Source organism: Micrococcus sp. 63XJN7_8_ISO-PGPR-S23-253 (assembly GCF_056173425.1).
In genome coordinates this window covers 273,484-290,748 of the sequence record NZ_CM149673.1, presented here as the reverse complement: position 1 = coordinate 290,748, position 17,265 = coordinate 273,484, and the positions used below count along the sequence as shown (strand labels likewise).

Genomic DNA, 17,265 nt, shown 5'->3' with positions numbered 1-17,265 from the left:
GCATCGCATCCCCCAGGTCAGGAGGCCCTCCCCCGTGAGCATCACCGTCCAGCACGTGCCCGCGCAGCACCCGTACACCCGCGCGATCCGCCCCCTCGACCCGGGCGCCGCGCCGGACGTGGAGTTCCTGGCGGACCCGCCGGTGCCGGGCGCGCCCGCACACCGGTGGTGGCCGCCCCGGGCCCTGCGCGCGGAGTGGCTGGCCGAGCACCGCCCGGACGTGCTGCACGTGCACTTCGGCTTCGAGCACTTCAGCCCCGCCCAGCTGGCCGCCGCCCTGGACGCGCAGCACGCGCACGGGGGCGCCGTCGTCGTGACCGTGCACGACCTCGAGAACCCGCACCTGACGGACCAGGGCCCCCACCGGGACCGCCTGGCCGTGCTGCTGGGCCGCGCGGACGCCGTGCTCACGCTCACCCCCGGCGCCGCGGCGACCCTCGCCCGCGACTACGGCGTGCGCGCCCTCGTGGTCCCCCATCCGCACATCGTCCCGCTCGAGGACCTCGTGGCGCAGGGCGACGACGACGCCCCCGGCCTGCTGCCCCCCGACGCGTCCGACGAGGGCGACGGCGCGGCCGCCCCCGCCCGCCTGCTGGTGCACGCCAAGGACCTGCGGGCCCAGGTGGCCCCGGTGGCGCTGCTGCCGGTGCTCGCCGCCGCCGTCGGGACTCTGGCCGACCGCGGTGTCGACGCGCGGGTGACCGTGGAGGTCCAGGACACCGTGCAGGACGAGGACGCCCTGGCCGCGCTGCGCGCAGGCTGCGCCCACCACGGCTTCGAGCTGTGGCAGCACGACCGGCTCGACGACCCCGCCCTGCACGCGCTGCTGCGCGACGTGGACGTGTCCGTGCTGCCGTACCGCATCGGCACCCACTCGGGCTGGGTGGAGATGTGCCGGGACCTGGGGGTGCCGGTGGCCGTCGCGGACATCGGGCACATCGCGGACCAGTCCGGCGCCTGGTTGACCCCCGACTCGCTCGCCGCGTTCGACCCGGAGGACCCCGACTCCCTCGCCGACGCGCTCGAGACGCTGGTGCGCGCCCGCGCGCGCACGGCCCCCGCCGACCCGGCCGCCCGGGCCCGGCAGCGCCGTCGCGTGGCCGCCGCCCACGTGGCCGTCTACCGCGAGGCCCTCGCCCGGGCGCGCGGGGCACTGCCGAGCATGTCCGTGCTGGTCATCACGGGGCACCGGGACGAGCACCTGGCCCGCGTGATCGCCGGGCTGGAACGCTCCCACCGCCGCCCGGACCAGGTGGTCGTGGTCTTCATGGGCCAGCCGGACGGGCGCGTCCCGGCCACGGACCTGCCCGTCACGGTGGGACACGTGGCCGCCGAGGCGGGGCTGCCGCTGGCGCAGGCCCGCAACCGCGCGGCCGAGCTCGCCACCGGCGAGATCCTCGTCTTCCTCGACGTGGACTGCATCCCCGCGGCCGAGACCGTCGGCGTGCTGGCCACCGAGGTCGCGGCCCACCCCGGGTCCGTGGTGATGGGCCGGCCCCGCTACCTGCGGCCGGGCTGGACCTGCGCCGTCGAGGAGGCCGACCTGACCTCGCATCGCGCCGACGCCCTGCTGCGCCGCCTCTCCGTGCCCCACCGGGCGCGCGCGCACCTGACCGCCGGCCCCTCGGACGAGTGGCACCTCGTGTGGACGCTGATCCTGGCGCTGCGCCGTGCGGACCTGGCCCGCATCGGCGGTTTCGACGCGGGCTTCACCGGCTACGGCGCCGAGGACACGGACCTGGCCTTCCGCGCCCGCGACGCCGGCCTGACGCTGCGGTTCAGCCCCGCCGAGGCGTTCCACCAGCACCACGGGGTGATGACCCCGCCGCTGCACCACCTCGAGGACATCCTGGTCAACGCCCGCCGCTTCCGGCAGGTGCACGGCCGATGGGCCATGGAGGGGTGGCTGCGCGCGTTCGCGGACGCGGGGCTGATCGCGTGGGACCCCGAGGGCGAACGGCTCGAGCTGCTGCGTCACCCCACGGAGGCGGAGCTGACGGCCGCCCGCCGCGACGACGCCGCGTACTGAGCGCCGTGACGGCCGGGGGCGTGCCGGACTCAGCCCAGGGCGCCCTCGATCGCCGCCTCCCAGCGCCGCCGGTACTCGTCCGGCGCCACGAGCAGCAGGCCCGCGAGCCGGTCGGCGGCGGCCGGGTCGGCGAGGGCGCCGCGCACCGCGCCGGCCCAGTCGGCGTCCGGGTCCTCCCACGCGCACCACGGCACGCCCGCGGCCCGGTGGATCTCGCGCACGAACACGCGCTGCTCGTCGAACGGCCGCGGCTCGGGGGCGAGCACCACGGGGCGGCCGGAGCGGGCGGCGTCCACCACGGCGTTGTGCCCGGCCGAGACCACCACGACGTCGGCGTCCGCGGCCCGGCGGGCCGGCGCCTGGACCCAGCCGTGCAGCGTCACGGTGGCGGGCATCGCCTCTGCCGCGAGCCCGCCCGGCGCCTCCGGCTCGCCCACCCCGGCGATCGGGCCGTACACCTCCCACGTCGCCTCCGGCACGGCGGATGCCGCCCGGGCCAGGTCCGCGGCCCGCACCCCGCCGCCGCCCGTCCCGGCGATCACGGCGACGCGCGGGGCGGCGCCGGCGGGCGACGTCGTCGTGGCGCGGGTGCCGAGCCGGCCGGTGACGTCCGCGACCCCGAGGTAGGTGACCCGGTCCGCGTGGGCGGCGCGCCAGGCGGGGACCTCGAGCTCGGCGGCGTAGTGGGCGAAGAGGCCGTCGGCCTCGGCGTAGACGAGGGCGTGCGCGGGGTCGGTGCGCTCGCCGTGCATGCGGCGGTGCAGCACGGGCCAGCCCGCCAGGCGCAGGAACAGGGCCGCCTCCACGGACACGTCCACCACGCACACGTCCGGGTCCACCCGCCGCGCCGCCGCGTGGAGGGCGTCGAAGCGCGCCCGGATCTCGGGCCCCACCGGGGACCAGTGCAGGGGCGAGCGCGCCGGCTGCTCGTGGCCGGGCACGAGGTCCGAGGGCAGCGGGATGACGGGGACGTCCGCGGGCAGCAGTTCGGCCGCCCGGGGGTGGGCGGTCACGACCGTCACGTCGAACGCCCCGGTCGACGCCAGGCCGGCGGCGTGCCGCAGGTGCCCCGCCCCGTGCTGGTGGGCGTAGTAGAGGACCCGCCTGCGGGCCGGGGCCATCAGAGGGACTCCAGGCCCGCCGCGTCGGCGGACGGGCGCGGGACCTCCTGCGGGTCGAACCCGTACGCGTCCTCGGCGGCGGCGAGGTCGCGGGCGTCCTCGGCGGCCTGCTCGAGCAGGTCCACGTAGCCCTCCACCATGGTCTCCGCGCTGAACCGGCAGGCCCACGCACGCACGCGTCCCCGGTCCTTGCGGCGGGCGTGGCGGATCGAGACCGCGAGCTCCTGCGCCGTGTGGTGCACGGCCAGCGCGCCGGCCTGCGGGGCGACGATCTCCCCCATCGCGCCGCTGAGCAGCGCGGCCACCGGCACGCCGAGCGCCATGGCCTCGACCACGGCGAGCCCGAACGGCTCGGCCCACAGGGGCGTGGCCAGGAAGACCTCGCCCGTGGCGAGCATGTGCGGCAGCGTCTGGTGGTCGAGGTGGCCGTGGTAGACGGTGTCCGGGCCGAGCCGCGGCACGACCTCCCGGGCGTGGTACTCCTCGTCCGAGATCGGCCCGGCGAAGTGCAGCTCCATGCCCGCTATCCGGGCGGCGTCGATCGCCACGTGCAGGCCCTTCTCCGCCGTGATCCGGCCGGACCACACGGCGCGGCCGCGCACGGGGACGGCGTCGGAGACCCAGTGGTGCAGCTCGATCCCGTTGGGCACCACGTCCACGCGCGGCAGCCGGTGCTGCCAGGCCAGCGCGTTCGACGCGGACACCGAGGCCCACCGGTGGTGGTGGGGGGCCGTCCAGTCCGGGGCGTCGACGACGGCCAGCACCTCCGCCAGCGTGGCCGGCGTGTGCAGGACGGTGACCATGGGGCGGGCGCGCAGCAGCTCGAGCGGCGCCGGGGAGAGGGAGTTGTTCAGGACGGCGTCGGAGTCGTCGTCGAGGATCAGCGCGCAGGCCCGGCGGGCGGCCGCCTCGCGCACGCGGGCGCCCGCGCGGCCCGGGCCGGCGCCCTCGGCGGGCAGCACGGCGACGACGTCGCCCGGCAGCCGGGTGCCCTCCCGCGCGTAGACGGTGACGTCGTGGCCCCGGCGCACGAGGTGCTCCACGGTCATGGCCGTGTGCATCTCCAGCCCGCCCTCGTAGGGCGAACGGATGGGGTGGAGCATGTGGGTGAGCACGCTGATGCGCATCGGCGTCCCCTTCCCGGCCCGGGCCGGGCCGAACGGCCCCGTGCGGGGCGGCAGAAGCGCGACTGACCTGCGGTGAGACGACCGCATCACGTCGGCGCTGACGTACCCCGGCACTGTAGACACCCGGGGGGTCCCCCCGGAAGCGCCGGCCCCCCCTCCCGGGGGTGAGTGCAGGGCAGGCGCACACGCCCCCGTCACGAGAAAGTCCCGGCCCGCGACCTCGAGGATCGCGGACCGGGACGGTCCGTGGAGCTAAGGGGAATTGAACCCCTGACCTTTTCATTGCGAACGAAACGCTCTACCAACTGAGCTATAGCCCCAGGTCATGCCCTCCCGCGGGAGCGCACCGGACCATCATACGCCCGACGCCCCCGATCCTCCAATCCGGCGGCGCCACGCGGCGACCACGCCGAGCACCACCCCCGCCAGATCCGCGACGACATCCACCGGGTCCCCCGTCCGCAGCGGCACCCACGCGTGCTGCACGAGCTCGCTCACCGGCGCGTGCACCGCGAACGGCAGCGCCCACCATGCGCTCCGCCCCCGCCACACGGCGAGGAACGCGGGCAGCGCGAACACGGCCACGTGGATCGCCTTGTCCAGCCCCGGCACGGCGAACCCGGCCTCCGGCACCTGCTCGCCCGGCAGGTACAGCACCACCAGCTGCACCACGACGGCGACGGCCAGCGCCGCCGTCAGGGCGCGGCGCCGTCGTCGGGAAGCGGGGGCGGAGGGGGCGGCCGGGGGGCCGGAGGGAACGGTCATCCGCCCATTCTGTCCGGCTTCCGTGCCGGGCACTCACGGTCCCCGCCCTGCTGAAAAGGATCTATGTTTTTGCCATTTCTGCGCCGACCATGTGATGATCGCGCCATCCGGGTGGGCTCGTTCCGCCAGGATGCCGGTGTTGACAGCGCCGCCCAGGGCCGAGGGACCGCGATGGCTTGAGCAGAGAGCTCGCCGTTCGTGGGCTCGGGACCCGGCGGGATGCCCTCCACCTCCCCGGCCCCCCTGGCCGCGACGTGATCGGTACGCCACCCTCCGCCCTGCGGAGCCGTGCCCTGACCGGACCGCGCCGGGGGATCGGGACGTCCGTAGTCACTCGTGCGAAAGGAAGTTCGATGCCGCCCTCCCAGGACGCAGCATCCCTGACCCAGCTCGGCGTGATCGGGGTGATCCTGCTCGTCGTGCTGTTCTACGGCGGGACCATGATCATGTCCGTGGTCATCTCCAAGAAGAAGGAGAACGCCGACGCCTACATGACGGCCGGCAATCAGATCGGCTTCGGCGTGTCCGCCGCCTCCATGACGGCCACCTGGATCTGGGCCGCCTCCATGTACGCCTCCGTGACCGCCGGCTACACGTACGGCGTCTCCGGCCCCCTCCACTACGGCCTCTGGGGCGCCCTGATGATCCTGTTCATCTACCCGTTCGGCCGCCGCATCCGCGCGGTCGCGCCGCGCGCCCACACCCTCGCCGAGGTCATGTACGCCCGGCACGGCCGCTCGTCGCAGCTCATGCTGGCCGGCTCCAACGTGCTCGGCTCCGTCATCTCCCTGACCTCGAACTTCATCGCCGGCGGCGCCCTGATCTCCCTGCTGTCCCCGCTGTCCTTCGGCGCGGGCATCCTGATCGTGGCCGCGGGCGTGCTGCTGTACACCCTGTGGTCCGGCTTCCGCGCCTCCGTGCTCACCGACTTCGCCCAGGTGATGGCCATGCTCGGCGCGACCGTCATCATCATCCCCGCCGTGTTCTTCGCCGCGGGCGGCCCGGGCATGTTCCAGGCCGGCGTCGAGGCGGGCCACGTCACGGCCCAGCAGCAGAGCTTCTTCTCCTCCGAGGCGTTCATGAACCAGGGCGCGCCGTACATCGCCGCCGTGCTGGCCTACGCGATCGGCAACCAGACCATCGCCCAGCGCCTCTTCGCCGTGCGGGAGGACCTCATCAAGCCCACCTTCGTCACGGCCACCCTCGGCTACGGCGGCACCGTGATCGGCGTCGGCATGCTCGGCGTCATGGCGCTCTACCTGGGCGTCGAGCCGCTCGACGGCGACGTCAACAACCTCCTGCCGCAGATGGTCGCCGACCACCTGCCGCTGGCGCTCGTGGCCCTGGCGTTCCTGATGATCATCGGCTCGCTGTCCTCCACCGCCGACTCGGACCTGTCCGCCCTCTCGTCGATCGTGATGACGGACGTCTACGGCCAGTCGGTCGGCCGCCAGAACGCCGACCCGAAGACCATGCTGCTGATCGGCCGCATCACCATGATCGTGGCGACGGCGGCGGCCCTGTACTTCGCCACCGCCAAGTTCGACATCCTCGACCTGCTGGTCTTCGTGGGCGCCCTGTGGGGCTGCCTCGTGTTCCCCGTGATCGCGTCCTTCTACTGGGGCAAGATCACCAACGTCGCGTTCACGGCGTCCGTGCTCGCCGCGCTGGCCGTGTTCCTGCCCGTGCGCTTCGAGTGGATCCCGATCGAGGGAGCCTGGGCGTTCGTGGTGGAGACCCTCGCGATCCTCGGCGTGGGCGTCGTGCTGGGCATCATGTGCTTCGGCTTCTTCGGCCTGCGTCCGGCGGTCGTGGTCGGCGCGATCGCCTCGGTCGTGATGCTGTTCCTCGGCTACGGCTTCCTGCGGGACTACGCCACCCTCACGGGCTCGCTCGTGGCCTACGCCGTGTCCTTCCTCGTCTGCTGGGGGCTGTCCGTCCGCTCCGGCCAGGACTTCGACTTCGACCGGATCGCGCGCGTGACCGGCGACTTCGACCCCGCGACCGAAGACCTGCCGCAGGTCGAGCGCGCCTCGGCCCCCGCGTCCTGATCCCCCGTCCCCCGACTCGCAAGGAGCATCCGCATGACCGTCGGTCTGACCCTGTACGTCCTGATGTGGCCCGTCCTCGTGCTGGCCGTCCTCGTCTCGATCGCCCGCGGCTTCTTCGCCGACTGGGCCACGGCCCGCCGCGAGGGCCGCTCGATCATCTGAGGTGTGCGCCGGGGGCGGCCCGGCCACGGGAGCGGCCCGGATCAACCGTTCGGGCGATGCCCCGGGCAGGGGCCGCTCCCTAGCGTGGAGGGCATGATGCGCCACTACTACGCCGCCCTGATGTACACCGTCCTCGGCCTCGCCTCGGGCCTGTTCTACCGCGAGTACACCAAGGCCCACGAGTTCACCGGCACCACCGAGCTCGGTACCGTGCACACGCATCTGCTGGGCCTGGGGCTGACCGTGACCCTGGTGGTCCTCGCCCTCGACGCGGTCTTCGGCCTGACCGGCCGCGGCCCGTTCACCTGGTTCTTCTGGCTCTTCCACCTGGGCGTCCTGGTCACGTCCGTGATGATGGCCGTGCGCGGCGTCCTCACCGTGGACGGCCTGACCCCCGCCGAGACCTCGGCCGCCATCCCGGGCATCGCCGGACTCGGCCACATGCTCGTGACCGCCGGTCTCGCGCTGCTGTTCGTCGCCCTGTACAGCGGTGTGCGCGAGCGACAGGCCCGCCTCGAGACGGGCCGCGTCGGCGGCGCCGTCGTCGGGGGGGCCTGAGCCGCCCGACCCCTGCTCGGCCGCGCCCGCGTCAGCGAGCGCGGTCGAGCAGGATCACGTCCAGGCGGCGCGGCCCGTGCACGCCTTCGACGCGCTCGAGCTCGATGTCGCTCGTGGCCGAGGGCCCGGAGATCATGGTGATCGGCGCCGTCGCCTCCACGCGGGCCAGCGCCTCCGGGAAGAGCTCCACCACGGAGTCCAGCGGCACGATGCACACATGGTGGTCCGGGACCAGGGTGATCGCCCGGCGGCCCTCGTCCGGGCGGCCGCTGAGGAAGATCGTCCCGGTCTCCGCGCAGGAGACCGTCGAGGACGTCACCACCGCGTCCACCTCGTTCAGCGCGTCCACGCTGAGGGGCTCGCGCTCGCCGTCGTGGGCGCCGCGGACCGCGGCCCGCTCCCCCGTATGGCCCACCGCGGGCTCCGTGATGCGCTCCCGGCCGGCCCCGCGGGAGTCCGCGGGGAGCCAGTCGGACTCCAGACCGGCCGGCACCACGTACCGGGCGTCCGGGCCGAGCAGCTCGGCGATGGCCGCGGCCACCGTCTCCTCGGTCTCGTCCCGCACGGAGGCCCGGTAGTCGATCAGCCGATCGCGCAGCATCTCCACCACCTCGGCCCGGTCCCGGGAGGAGGTCCGCCGGTAGGTGCGCTGCACCGGGTCCGCGACCGGGCCGTCCGCCGTCGCCTCGCGGATGCGCCGCAGGATCTCGGCCTTCGCCTCGCTCATCGTCCGTCCTCCTCGACGTGCTCGTCCTCCTGGCGGTCCGACCCGGCGACGCCGTCCAGGGCGGTCCGGTGCTCGGTCTCATCCTTGTGGCGGGCCCACCAGTTGCGGAAGGACTCCCGCGGGGGCGCCGGCACATCACGCTCGTCGGTCCACCCGCCGGCGATGCCCGGCAGCCAGCCGAGCACCCGGTCCGGCCCGGCCGCGACCCGGCCCAACCCCAGGCCCCGCTCGGCCAGCGACATGCGCCGACCCGAGGACATCACCACGGAGGCGCCCTTCATCGCCACGTCCATCTGCGAGGGCGTGACGGACTCCACCGTCGCCTTGGCACGGGCCAGGGGGCCGGCAGCGGCGTCCTCCTCCGTGCGCCGGGCCTTCCGGGCGGCGTGGGTGGCCTGCACGTCCTCGTCCCGGAGGTGGATGAGGATCGAGGGGATGTCGATGGCCACGGGGCACACGTCGTAGCACGCGCCGCACAGCGTGGAGGCGTAGGGCAGGGTGCCGTTCTCCCCCGCGTCCACACCGGTGAGCTGAGGGGAGAGGATCGCGCCGATCGGGCCCGGGTAGACCGAGCCGTAGGCGTGGCCGCCGGTCTGCTCGTACACGGGGCACACGTTCATGCACGCCGAGCAGCGGATGCAGTGCAGCGCGGAACGGCCCTTCGGGTCGGACAGCACCGCGGAGCGGCCGTTGTCCAGCAGGACCAGGTGGAACTCCTGGGGGCCGTCGCCCTCGGTGACGCCCGTCCACATGGAGGTGTACGGGTTCATCCGCTCGCCCGTGGACGAGCGCGGCAGCAGCTGCAGGAACACCTCGAGGTCCTCGAAGGTGGGCACGAGCTTCTCGATGCCCATCACGGTGATCAGCGTCTCCGGCAGGGTCAGGCACATGCGGCCGTTGCCCTCCGACTCGACGACGGAGAGCGTGCCCGTCTCGGCGACGCCGAAGTTCGCCCCGGAGATCGCCACCTTCGTGCTCAGGAACTTCTCGCGCAGGTGCCGGCGTGCGGCCTCGGCCAGGTCGGCCGGCTCGGAGGTGAGGCTCTCGTCCGTCTCCGGCATCTCCCGGAGGAAGATGTCCCGGATCTCCCGGCGGTTGCGGTGGATCGCCGGAACGAGGATGTGGCTGGGCCGATCGTGGCCGAGCTGGACGATGAGCTCGGCCAGGTCCGTCTCGACGGCGGCCACACCGGCATGCTCGAGCGCGGCGTCCAGGCCGATCTCCTGGGTGGCCATGGACTTGACCTTGATCACCTCGTCCACGCCCTTGGCGGTGACGAGCTCCGTGATGATGCGGTTGGCCTCGGCCGCGTCCCGGGCCCAGTGCACGACGCCGCCGCGCGCGGTGACCTCGGACTCGAGCCGCTCCAGGAGCGCGGGCAGGTCCGCCATGACGGACTGCTTCAGCGCGGAGCCGGCGGCGCGCAGCTCCTGCCAGTCCGGCAGCTCCTCGACGACGCCGGCACGCTTGGCACGGATGGTGTGCGTGGCCCGGCGGATGTTGGCGCGCATCTGGTCGTTCCCCAGCTGCTCGCGGGCAGACTCGGGGAACGGGGTCTTCAGCAGGATCTCGCCCTCGCCGTGGACGGGGCGGACGGTGGGCATTCCCAGGCGCACGCGGGTGGGTGCGGTGCTCATCGGCGAGCCTCCTCGACACGGGCGGATGGTCCGCGGCGGGCGCCGGCGGACGCGGGGATGGACAGTTCGACGGGGCCGTCGACGTCGAGCGGGTTCTCCCGGGTGGCCGCGAGGATCTCGGCGAGGTGGACGGTGCGCAGCGGGCGGCCGTCCTGACCGCGCGCCTCTCGACGGTGCATGGCCCCGTCCAGGTGGAGCAGACAGGAGGCGTCGCCGCCCGTGCAGAGGGAGGCGCCGGACGCGGTGACCTTCTCGATCTTCTCCTCCGCGATGGCGGCGGAGACGTCCGGGTTCTTCAGGGAGAAGGTGCCGCCGAAGCCGCAGCACTCCTCGGCGTCCGGCAGCGGGCGCAGATCGATGTCCGCGACGGTGCGCAGCAGGTCCTCCTGGCGCGATCCCAGGCGCAGCAGGCGCATGCCGTGGCAGGAGGGGTGGTAGGTCACGGTGTGCGGGAACCAGGAGCCGAGCTGGGCCCCGGCGTCCGTCACCCCGAGGACGTCCGTGAGCAGCTGGGACAGCTCGAGGGTGCGGGAGGCGACGACCTCGGCGTCGCGGGCCAGCCCCTCGTCCCCGCCGGAGCGGGCGACGTCCGGCTGCTGGTGGCCGAGCGAGGCCACGCAGGAGGCGGAGGGGGCGACGGCGAGGTCGTAGTCGGCCTTCATGAAGGTGCGGACGTGGTTGCGCACCACGGGCAGGGCGTCCGCCACGTACCCGCTGTTGACGTGCATCTGCGAGCAGCAGACCTGGCCGGGCGGGAAGACCACCTCATGGCCAAGCCGCTCCAGGATGCGGACGGTGGCGAGGGCCACCTTGGGATACATCGCGTCCACGATGCATGTGGCGAACAGGGCGATTCTCATGCCGGTCTCCGTTCCGGACGGGGCGCCTGGGGCGCCGTGCGGTGCGGCAGCACACGGGTGCCGTAGTGGTCAGACCATATCATGCCAGCCCCTTGCAAGGTGACCGCCCTCACAGTACGCTCCTTGGTCTGACCACAGTGGTCCGACCATCACCGGCCCGACCGGATCCCGCCCCGTCCCCTCGCCCACCGGGAGACCCCCGTGCACACCTTCACCGCCACCCCCGATGCCGCCGGCAGCGTCGCGCTCTCCGCCGCGCTCGGCGTCCTGCCCCTGCTGACGTTCTTCGCCACCCTCCTCGGTCTGCGCCTCAAGGCCTGGCAGTCGGGGCTCGCCGCGCTCGTGGTGGCTCTGCTCGTGGCCGTGCTGGGCTTCCACATGCCGGCCGACCTGGCGGCGCTGTCCGCCGCCCAGGGAGCGGCCTTCGGCCTGTTCCCGATCGTCTGGATCGTCGTGATGGCGCTGTGGTTCTACCAGGTCACCGTGCTCTCCGGGCGATTCGACGACATGCGCGCGATCTTCGACTCGCTCGGCGGCGGAGACATCCGCATCCAGGCCGTGCTCATCGCGTTCTGCTTCGGCGGCCTGCTCGAGGCCCTCGCCGGCTTCGGCGCCCCCGTGGCCATCACGGCCACCATGGTGCTCGGCCTGGGCGTGCCCCCGCTGCGGGCGGCCACCGCCGTGCTGCTGGCGAACACCGCGCCCGTGGCCTTCGGCGCCGTGGGCACCCCCATCACCACCGCCGGCACCCTCACCGGCATCCCCGCCACGCACATCGGCGCGATCGTCGGCCACCAGGCCCCGTTCGTGGCCGTGTTCGTGCCGTTCCTGCTCGTGTTCATCATCGACGGGCTGCGCGGCGTGCGGCAGACGTGGCCGGCACTGATCGTGATCGGCTTGAGCTTCGCCGTCGCCATCTGGCTGGCCTCGACCCACTTCTCCTACGAGCTCACCGACGTCGTGGCCTCCCTGGTCTCCCTCGCCGCCGCCGTCCTGCTGCTGCGCTTCTGGCGGCCGCGCGGCGCCGAGGAGGCCCGCCAGCGCCTCGACGCCCCCACCCGCGCGGCGGCGCAGGACCTCACCCCCGGCCGGATCTTCATGGCCGTGCTGCCCTACATCGTGGTCGTGGCCGTGTTCGCCCTGGCCAAGCTGGTCCCCCCGATCACCGCGGCCCTGAACTCCGTCACCGCGAAGATCCCGTGGCCCGGGCTCGACGGGCACCTCGTCGACGCCTCCGGCGCACCGCTGGCGAGCACCGTGTACAAGTTCGAGTGGCTGGCCTCCCCCGGCACGCTGCTGCTGATCGCCGGCCTGATCATGGCCGTGGTCTACTCTCGGTTCGACCACGACGGCCGGTTCCCGCTCTCGGTGGGGAACGCGCTCGCCGAGATCGGCCGCTGCTTCGCCCGCATGCGCTGGTCCGCCCTGACGATCGTGATCGTGCTCTCCCTGGCCTACGTCATGAACTTCTCGGGTCAGACGGTCGCCATGGGCACGTGGGTGGCCGGCCTGGGCGCGGCCTTCGTGTTCCTGTCTCCGGTGCTCGGCTGGCTGGGCACCGCCGTGACCGGCTCGGACACCTCCGCGAACGCGCTGTTCTCCACCCTGCAGCAGACCGCAGCCACGAACATCGGCGCCGATCCGGCCCTGCTGGTGGCCGCCAACACCTCCGGCGGCGTCGTGGGCAAGATGATCTCCCCGCAGTCCCTGGCGATCGCCGCGACGGCGGTCGGCATGGAGGGCCGGGAGTCCGAGATCCTGCGCCGCGTGGTGGTGTGGTCGCTCGTGCTCCTGCTGGCGGTGTGCACGCTCGTGTACCTGCAGTCCAACGTGCTGGCGTGGATGCTGCCGGCGGCGGGCTGACCGCCTGCACCACCCGAGCGGGGCGGCGTCCGTCGGTAGGATGGACGGTCGCCGCCCCGCCCCCTCGGGTCGCCGCCCCGCCCCCTCGGAAGGTTCGTCCATGACCGCTGCCCCCGCCTACACCATCGTGCTCGACTGGCTCGAGGCCGAGCTGCGCTCCGGCGCCGTGGTCGTGGGGGACAAGCTGCCCGGCGAACGCACCCTGGCCGAACGCTTCGGGATCTCCCGGGCGTCCGTGCGGGAGGCCACCCGGATGCTCGAGGCCATGGGCCTGATCCGCGCCAGCGCCGGCTCCGGGCCGAACTCGGGGGCCGTCGTCGTCTCCGAGCCGTCCGCGGCGCTGGGCTGGGCGCTGCGCCTGCACATCGCCACCCGGTCCCTGCCGATGGCCGACGTCGTCGCCGCGCGCGTGCTCCTCGAGACCGATGCGGCGCAGGCGGCCGCCGCCACCTCCGGCGACCCCGAGAGCGTCGCCGTCCTGGCCGAGGTGGAAACCCTGCTGGACCGGATGGACGACCCCGCGCTGCCGGAAGAGGACTTCCACCTGCTCGACACCGAGTTCCATGTGCGGCTGGCCACCCTGGGCGGGAACGTCGTGACGGCGATGATGCTGGACTCCCTGCGCCAGGCGACCATCGGCTACGTGACCGAGACCGTGGCCGGGCTGTCCGACTGGCCCGCCGTGCGCGCCGGCCTGCAGGCCGACCATCGGCGGATCCTCGCCGCCTCCGCCGCCGGGGACGGCCGGGCGGCCGCGCAGGAGCTGCGGGAGCACGTCCTCGGCTTCGCCGCCCTCGCCCAGGCCGGCAGGGTGCCCGCCGGCGGCTGAGCCGGCGAAGGGTCCGGCGCGCGCGGGGTCCCGCCGGACGGACGGCTCCGGCGGTTCAGGCGGTGAGGCCGTGCACCAGGGCGCCCACGCCCACGGCGGTCAGCGAGCCCAGCGCGCAGCAGAACTCCACGAGCATGCCCATGCCCATGGCCGTGAGCGCGCCGATCGAGCTGCTCAGGGCGGCCCGGGCGTCCCGGGTGCGGGCCCACTGGGAGGCGAACAGGCCGACGGCGAAGCCGAGGAACAGACCCACCACCGGGATCACGAAGAACCCGACGGCGGCGCCGGCCACCCCCCACAGGATCGGGCCGCGGGTGACGCGTTCACGTCGCAGCCGTCGGCCGGTCAGCACCGCGGACGCGCTCAGCCCCGCCACGGCGAGACCGGCCGCGATGACGCCGAACGTCCAGGACGCGGGGGAGCCCAGCAGCGCGGCCCAGCCGAGAGCCGTCACGAGGTTGAGCAGCGAGCCGGGCAGGACGGGGTACACGGTGCCCACCAGCCCCACCAGGAGCAGGAGCACGGCCACGAGGGAGATCAGCGCGGGAGTCACCGCACCAGTATGACGGGACGGGCACCGCGGTGACGTATGCATGGGCGATCGCGCAGCGGCCCCCGCGCCCTCGCTGGAACGTGCCGGATGGGCTAGATTCGCCGCATGTTGGTCGCCGTGCCCACCGAAGTGAAGAACAACGAGTTCCGTGTGGCCCTGACGCAGGGCGGGGTCCAGGAGCTGGTGCGCGCGGGCCACCAGGTCCTCGTGCAGTCGGGGGCCGGCGTCGGCTCCGGCGCCTCGGACCAGGACTACCGCGACGCCGGCGCCGAGCTGGTCGACGACGTCGACGAGCTCTGGGAGCGCGCCGAGCTGGTCCTCAAGGTCAAGGAGCCGCAGCCGGAGGAGTACGGTCGCCTGCGCCGCGGCCAGGTCCTCTTCACATATCTGCACCTGGCCGCCTCCCCCGCGTGCACGCGGGCGATCCTGGACGCCGGCACGACGGCGATCGCCTACGAGACGGTCACCCGCGGCCGCTCCCTGCCGCTGCTGGCCCCCATGAGCCAGGTGGCCGGCCGCCTGGCCCCCGCCGCGGGCGCCTACCACCTCCTCCAGCCGCAGGGCGGCTCGGGCGTGCTGATGGGCGGCGTGCCCGGCACCCGCCGCGCCCGGGTGGCCGTGATCGGCGGAGGGGTGGCCGGCGAGGCGGCGGCCGTGATCGCCGCGGGCATGGGCGCGGACGTGACCGTCCTGGACATCTCCCTCGAGCGGCTCGCGCAGCTGGACGCCGTCCACCAGGGCCGGATCCGCACGCTGGCCTCGTCCCACCTGAACATCGGTGAGACCGTGGCGGACGCGGACCTCGTGATCGGCTCCGTGCTGATCCCCGGCGCCGCGGCCCCGAAGCTGGTGACCGCCGAGATGGTGGAGTCCATGCGGCCCGGCTCGGTGCTGGTGGACATCGCGATCGACCAGGGCGGCTGCTTCGAGAACTCGCGGGCCACCACCCACCAGGACCCGACGTACCTCGTGGGGGACAAGATCTACTACTGCGTCTCCAACATGCCCGGCGCCGTGCCCCAGACCTCCACCTCGGCCCTGACCAACGCGACGCTGCCCTACATCAAGCGCATCGCCGACCTCGGATGGCGTGCGGCGCTGGCCGCGGACGAGGGCTTCGCCGGCGGCCTCAACGCCCACGACGGCGCGCTCACCCTGCCCTCCGTCGCCACGGCCGTGGCCGACGAGCTCGGCCTGGACCCCCAGAAGGACGTCCGCGTCACCTCCGAGGTGCTCGCGGAGGCCTGAGCCCCGCGCCCGTCGCGCGCGGGGCCGGCCGGCCGCTCAGAGCCCCGCGAGGAACGCCCGGTGGAACGACCAGTCGCCGGTCACCTCAGGGTGGAAGGCCGTGGCGAGCAGGTGGCCCTGCCGCACGGCCACGGGCAGCCGCGCGTCGCCGTCGAGCCCCGGTTCCGCCGCGGGCACGGACAGACGCGACGCCGGCACACTCGCCAGGACCTCGACGCTCTCCCCCGCCTGGACGACGGCGGGGGCGCGGATGAACACGGCGTGCACCGGCTCCGCCGCGACCGCGGGGACGTCCAGGTCCTCCTCGAACGAGTCCACCTGCGCGCCGAAGGCGTTGCGCCGCACGGCCACGTCCAGCACGCCGAGCCCGCCCTGATCCGGCGCCGGGTTGCGGATCTCGCGGGCCAGCATGATCAGCCCCGCGCACGTGCCGTAGGCGGGCAGGCCGTCGCGGAGGGCGGCGATGAGCGGGTCCTTCAGCCCCATGATCCGGGCGAGGCGGTCCATCACGGAGGACTCGCCGCCGGGCAGCACGATGCCGTCCAGACCCTCGAGGTCCGCAGGGCGGCGCACCGGGCGCGTGCGCGCGCCGAGCGACTCGAGCACGTGGGCGTGCTCCCGCACGTCGCCCTGGAGCGCGAACACGCCGACGGTCTTCTGTGGACTCACCATGGCCCCGACCCTAGGGCCTCCGGGCGCCCGGGACTTCGCGGCTCACCAGCCGCGCTCGGCCAGGCGGTGCGGGGCGGGCAGGTCGCCCACGTTGATGCCCACCATGGCCTCGCCCAGGCCGCGGGAAGCCTCGGCGACCGCCATCGGGTCGTCGAACTGGGCGGTGGCCTTGACGATGGCACGGGCGCGCTCGGCCGGGTTGCCGGACTTGAAGATGCCGGAGCCCACGAACACGCCGTCGGCGCCCATCTGCATCATCAGGGCCGCGTCGGCCGGGGTGGCCACGCCGCCGGCGGTGAACATCACGACGGGCAGGGCGCCGGTCTCGGCGACCTCGCGCACCAGCTCGTACGGCGCCCGCAGCTCCTTCGCGGCCACGTACAGCTCATCCTGGGCCAGGCCCTGGAGCTGGGCGATCTCCTTGCGGATGGTGCGGATGTGCTTCACGGCCTCGGAGACGTCGCCGGTGCCGGCCTCGCCCTTGGACCGGATCATGGCCGCGCCCTCGGTGATGCGGCGCAGGGCCTCGCCGAGGTTGGTGGCGCCGCACACGAAGGGCACGTCGAAGTCCCATTTGTCGATGTGGTTCACGTAGTCCGCCGGGGAGAGCACCTCGGACTCGTCGATGAAGTCCACCTTGAGCGCCTGCAGCACCTGGGCCTCCACGAAGTGGCCGATGCGCGCCTTGGCCATCACGGGGATGGACACGGCCTCGACGATCCCGTCGATCAGGTCGGGGTCGGACATGCGGGCCACGCCGCCCTGGGCGCGGATGTCGGCCGGGACCCGCTCGAGCGCCATGACGGCCACGGCGCCGGCGTCCTCGGCGATGCGCGCCTGCTCCGCGTTGACGACGTCCATGATCACGCCGCCCTTCATCATGTCCGCCAGGCCGCGCTTGACGCGGGTCGTGCCGGTGCCGCGGGCGCCGTCGTCGGCGGCGGAGGCGGTGGAGGCGGAGAAGCTGAGGGCACGCTCGTCGCTCATGGTGGTCCTTCCGAAGGGGGTGGCGTCCCGGCCGCGGGGCGGGGCGGAGTCTCGGTCAACTCTAGTCCCCCGGCGG

The 17,265-nt window shown here is 73.9% G+C and carries 16 protein-coding genes and 1 tRNA gene; 7 read left to right on the top strand and 10 right to left on the bottom strand.

Translation table 11 applies throughout. The features are described from left to right. Positions 1-34: 34 nt before the first annotated feature. Positions 35-2,029, top strand: a complete 1,995-nt coding sequence (locus AC0VX4_RS01385; protein ID WP_060775694.1) for a glycosyltransferase — start codon at positions 35-37, stop codon at positions 2,027-2,029. Positions 2,030-2,058: 29 nt separating this feature from the next. Here AC0VX4_RS01385 and AC0VX4_RS01380 read toward each other — a convergent pair whose 3' ends face one another. The 4 genes from AC0VX4_RS01380 to AC0VX4_RS01365 all read right to left on the bottom strand — a co-directional run bounded on the left by AC0VX4_RS01380 (position 2,059) and on the right by AC0VX4_RS01365 (position 5,042). Beyond that, positions 2,059-3,150 carry a glycosyl transferase gene (locus AC0VX4_RS01380; RefSeq protein WP_311795837.1) on the bottom strand — a complete coding sequence of 364 codons (1,092 nt, stop codon included), beginning with the start codon at positions 3,148-3,150 and terminating at the stop codon, positions 2,059-2,061. Next, a complete protein-coding gene (locus AC0VX4_RS01375; RefSeq protein ID WP_060775474.1) occupies positions 3,150-4,277 on the bottom strand; it encodes a glycosyltransferase in 1,128 nt (375 codons plus the stop codon). The genes AC0VX4_RS01380 and AC0VX4_RS01375 overlap by 1 nt, the downstream gene beginning before the upstream one ends. 247 nt (positions 4,278-4,524) lie before the next feature. Beyond that, positions 4,525-4,597, bottom strand: a tRNA-Ala gene (locus AC0VX4_RS01370). A 34-nt stretch (positions 4,598-4,631) separates the two neighbouring features. Next, positions 4,632-5,042 carry a VanZ family protein gene (locus AC0VX4_RS01365; RefSeq protein WP_060775473.1) on the bottom strand — a complete coding sequence of 137 codons (411 nt, stop codon included), beginning with the start codon at positions 5,040-5,042 and terminating at the stop codon, positions 4,632-4,634. Between the two features lie 353 nt (positions 5,043-5,395). On the opposite strand from AC0VX4_RS01365, the gene AC0VX4_RS01360 reads away from it, so the two are divergent. The 3 genes from AC0VX4_RS01360 to AC0VX4_RS01350 all read left to right on the top strand — a co-directional run bounded on the left by AC0VX4_RS01360 (position 5,396) and on the right by AC0VX4_RS01350 (position 7,813). Next, a complete protein-coding gene (locus tag AC0VX4_RS01360; RefSeq protein ID WP_060775472.1) occupies positions 5,396-7,093 on the top strand; it encodes a sodium:solute symporter family protein in 1,698 nt (565 codons plus the stop codon). 33 nt (positions 7,094-7,126) lie between these two features. Beyond that, positions 7,127-7,255, top strand: a complete 129-nt coding sequence (locus AC0VX4_RS01355) for a putative transporter small subunit (RefSeq protein ID WP_002857926.1) — start codon at positions 7,127-7,129, stop codon at positions 7,253-7,255. A 93-nt stretch (positions 7,256-7,348) separates the two neighbouring features. After that, a complete protein-coding gene (locus AC0VX4_RS01350; RefSeq protein WP_060775471.1) occupies positions 7,349-7,813 on the top strand; it encodes a DUF2871 domain-containing protein in 465 nt (154 codons plus the stop codon). A 31-nt stretch (positions 7,814-7,844) separates the two neighbouring features. Here AC0VX4_RS01350 and AC0VX4_RS01345 read toward each other — a convergent pair whose 3' ends face one another. Genes AC0VX4_RS01345 through AC0VX4_RS01335 form a run of 3 tightly spaced genes read right to left on the bottom strand, consistent with a single transcriptional unit; the run spans position 7,845 to position 11,037 of the window. Beyond that, positions 7,845-8,540, bottom strand: a complete 696-nt coding sequence (locus AC0VX4_RS01345; protein WP_060775470.1) for a LutC/YkgG family protein — start codon at positions 8,538-8,540, stop codon at positions 7,845-7,847. Further along, the gene (locus tag AC0VX4_RS01340; RefSeq protein WP_060775469.1) at positions 8,537-10,177 is read right to left on the bottom strand and encodes a LutB/LldF family L-lactate oxidation iron-sulfur protein; all 1,641 of its coding nucleotides are present in this window, start codon (positions 10,175-10,177) and stop codon (positions 8,537-8,539) included. Before AC0VX4_RS01340 ends, AC0VX4_RS01345 begins: the two co-directional genes overlap by 4 nt. Beyond that, a complete protein-coding gene (locus AC0VX4_RS01335) occupies positions 10,174-11,037 on the bottom strand; it encodes a (Fe-S)-binding protein (protein ID WP_002857919.1) in 864 nt (287 codons plus the stop codon). Before AC0VX4_RS01335 ends, AC0VX4_RS01340 begins: the two co-directional genes overlap by 4 nt. Positions 11,038-11,238: 201 nt before the next feature. Here AC0VX4_RS01335 and AC0VX4_RS01330 point away from each other — a divergent pair, with 201 nt between their 5' ends. Next, positions 11,239-12,900: an L-lactate permease gene (locus tag AC0VX4_RS01330; protein ID WP_098470835.1), complete on the top strand. Its 1,662-nt coding sequence runs from the start codon at positions 11,239-11,241 to the stop codon at positions 12,898-12,900. Positions 12,901-13,000: 100 nt separating this feature from the next. After that, positions 13,001-13,729 carry a FadR/GntR family transcriptional regulator gene (locus AC0VX4_RS01325; protein WP_002857917.1) on the top strand — a complete coding sequence of 243 codons (729 nt, stop codon included), beginning with the start codon at positions 13,001-13,003 and terminating at the stop codon, positions 13,727-13,729. 55 nt (positions 13,730-13,784) lie between these two features. On the opposite strand, the gene AC0VX4_RS01320 is transcribed toward AC0VX4_RS01325, so the two are convergent. Then, positions 13,785-14,282, bottom strand: a complete 498-nt coding sequence (locus tag AC0VX4_RS01320; protein ID WP_044658794.1) for a DUF456 domain-containing protein — start codon at positions 14,280-14,282, stop codon at positions 13,785-13,787. A gap of 105 nt (positions 14,283-14,387) precedes the next feature. Between AC0VX4_RS01320 and ald the strand changes: the two genes are divergently transcribed. After that, complete coding sequence (gene ald / locus AC0VX4_RS01315) at positions 14,388-15,530, top strand: alanine dehydrogenase (protein ID WP_122054692.1); 1,143 nt, start codon at positions 14,388-14,390, stop codon at positions 15,528-15,530. A gap of 36 nt (positions 15,531-15,566) precedes the next feature. On the opposite strand, the gene pdxT is transcribed toward ald, so the two are convergent. Then, the gene (gene pdxT, locus AC0VX4_RS01310; RefSeq protein ID WP_475464479.1) at positions 15,567-16,202 is read right to left on the bottom strand and encodes a pyridoxal 5'-phosphate synthase glutaminase subunit PdxT; all 636 of its coding nucleotides are present in this window, start codon (positions 16,200-16,202) and stop codon (positions 15,567-15,569) included. A gap of 42 nt (positions 16,203-16,244) precedes the next feature. Beyond that, complete coding sequence (gene pdxS, locus AC0VX4_RS01305; protein ID WP_098470839.1) at positions 16,245-17,189, bottom strand: pyridoxal 5'-phosphate synthase lyase subunit PdxS; 945 nt, start codon at positions 17,187-17,189, stop codon at positions 16,245-16,247. Positions 17,190-17,265: the final 76 nt, after the last annotated feature.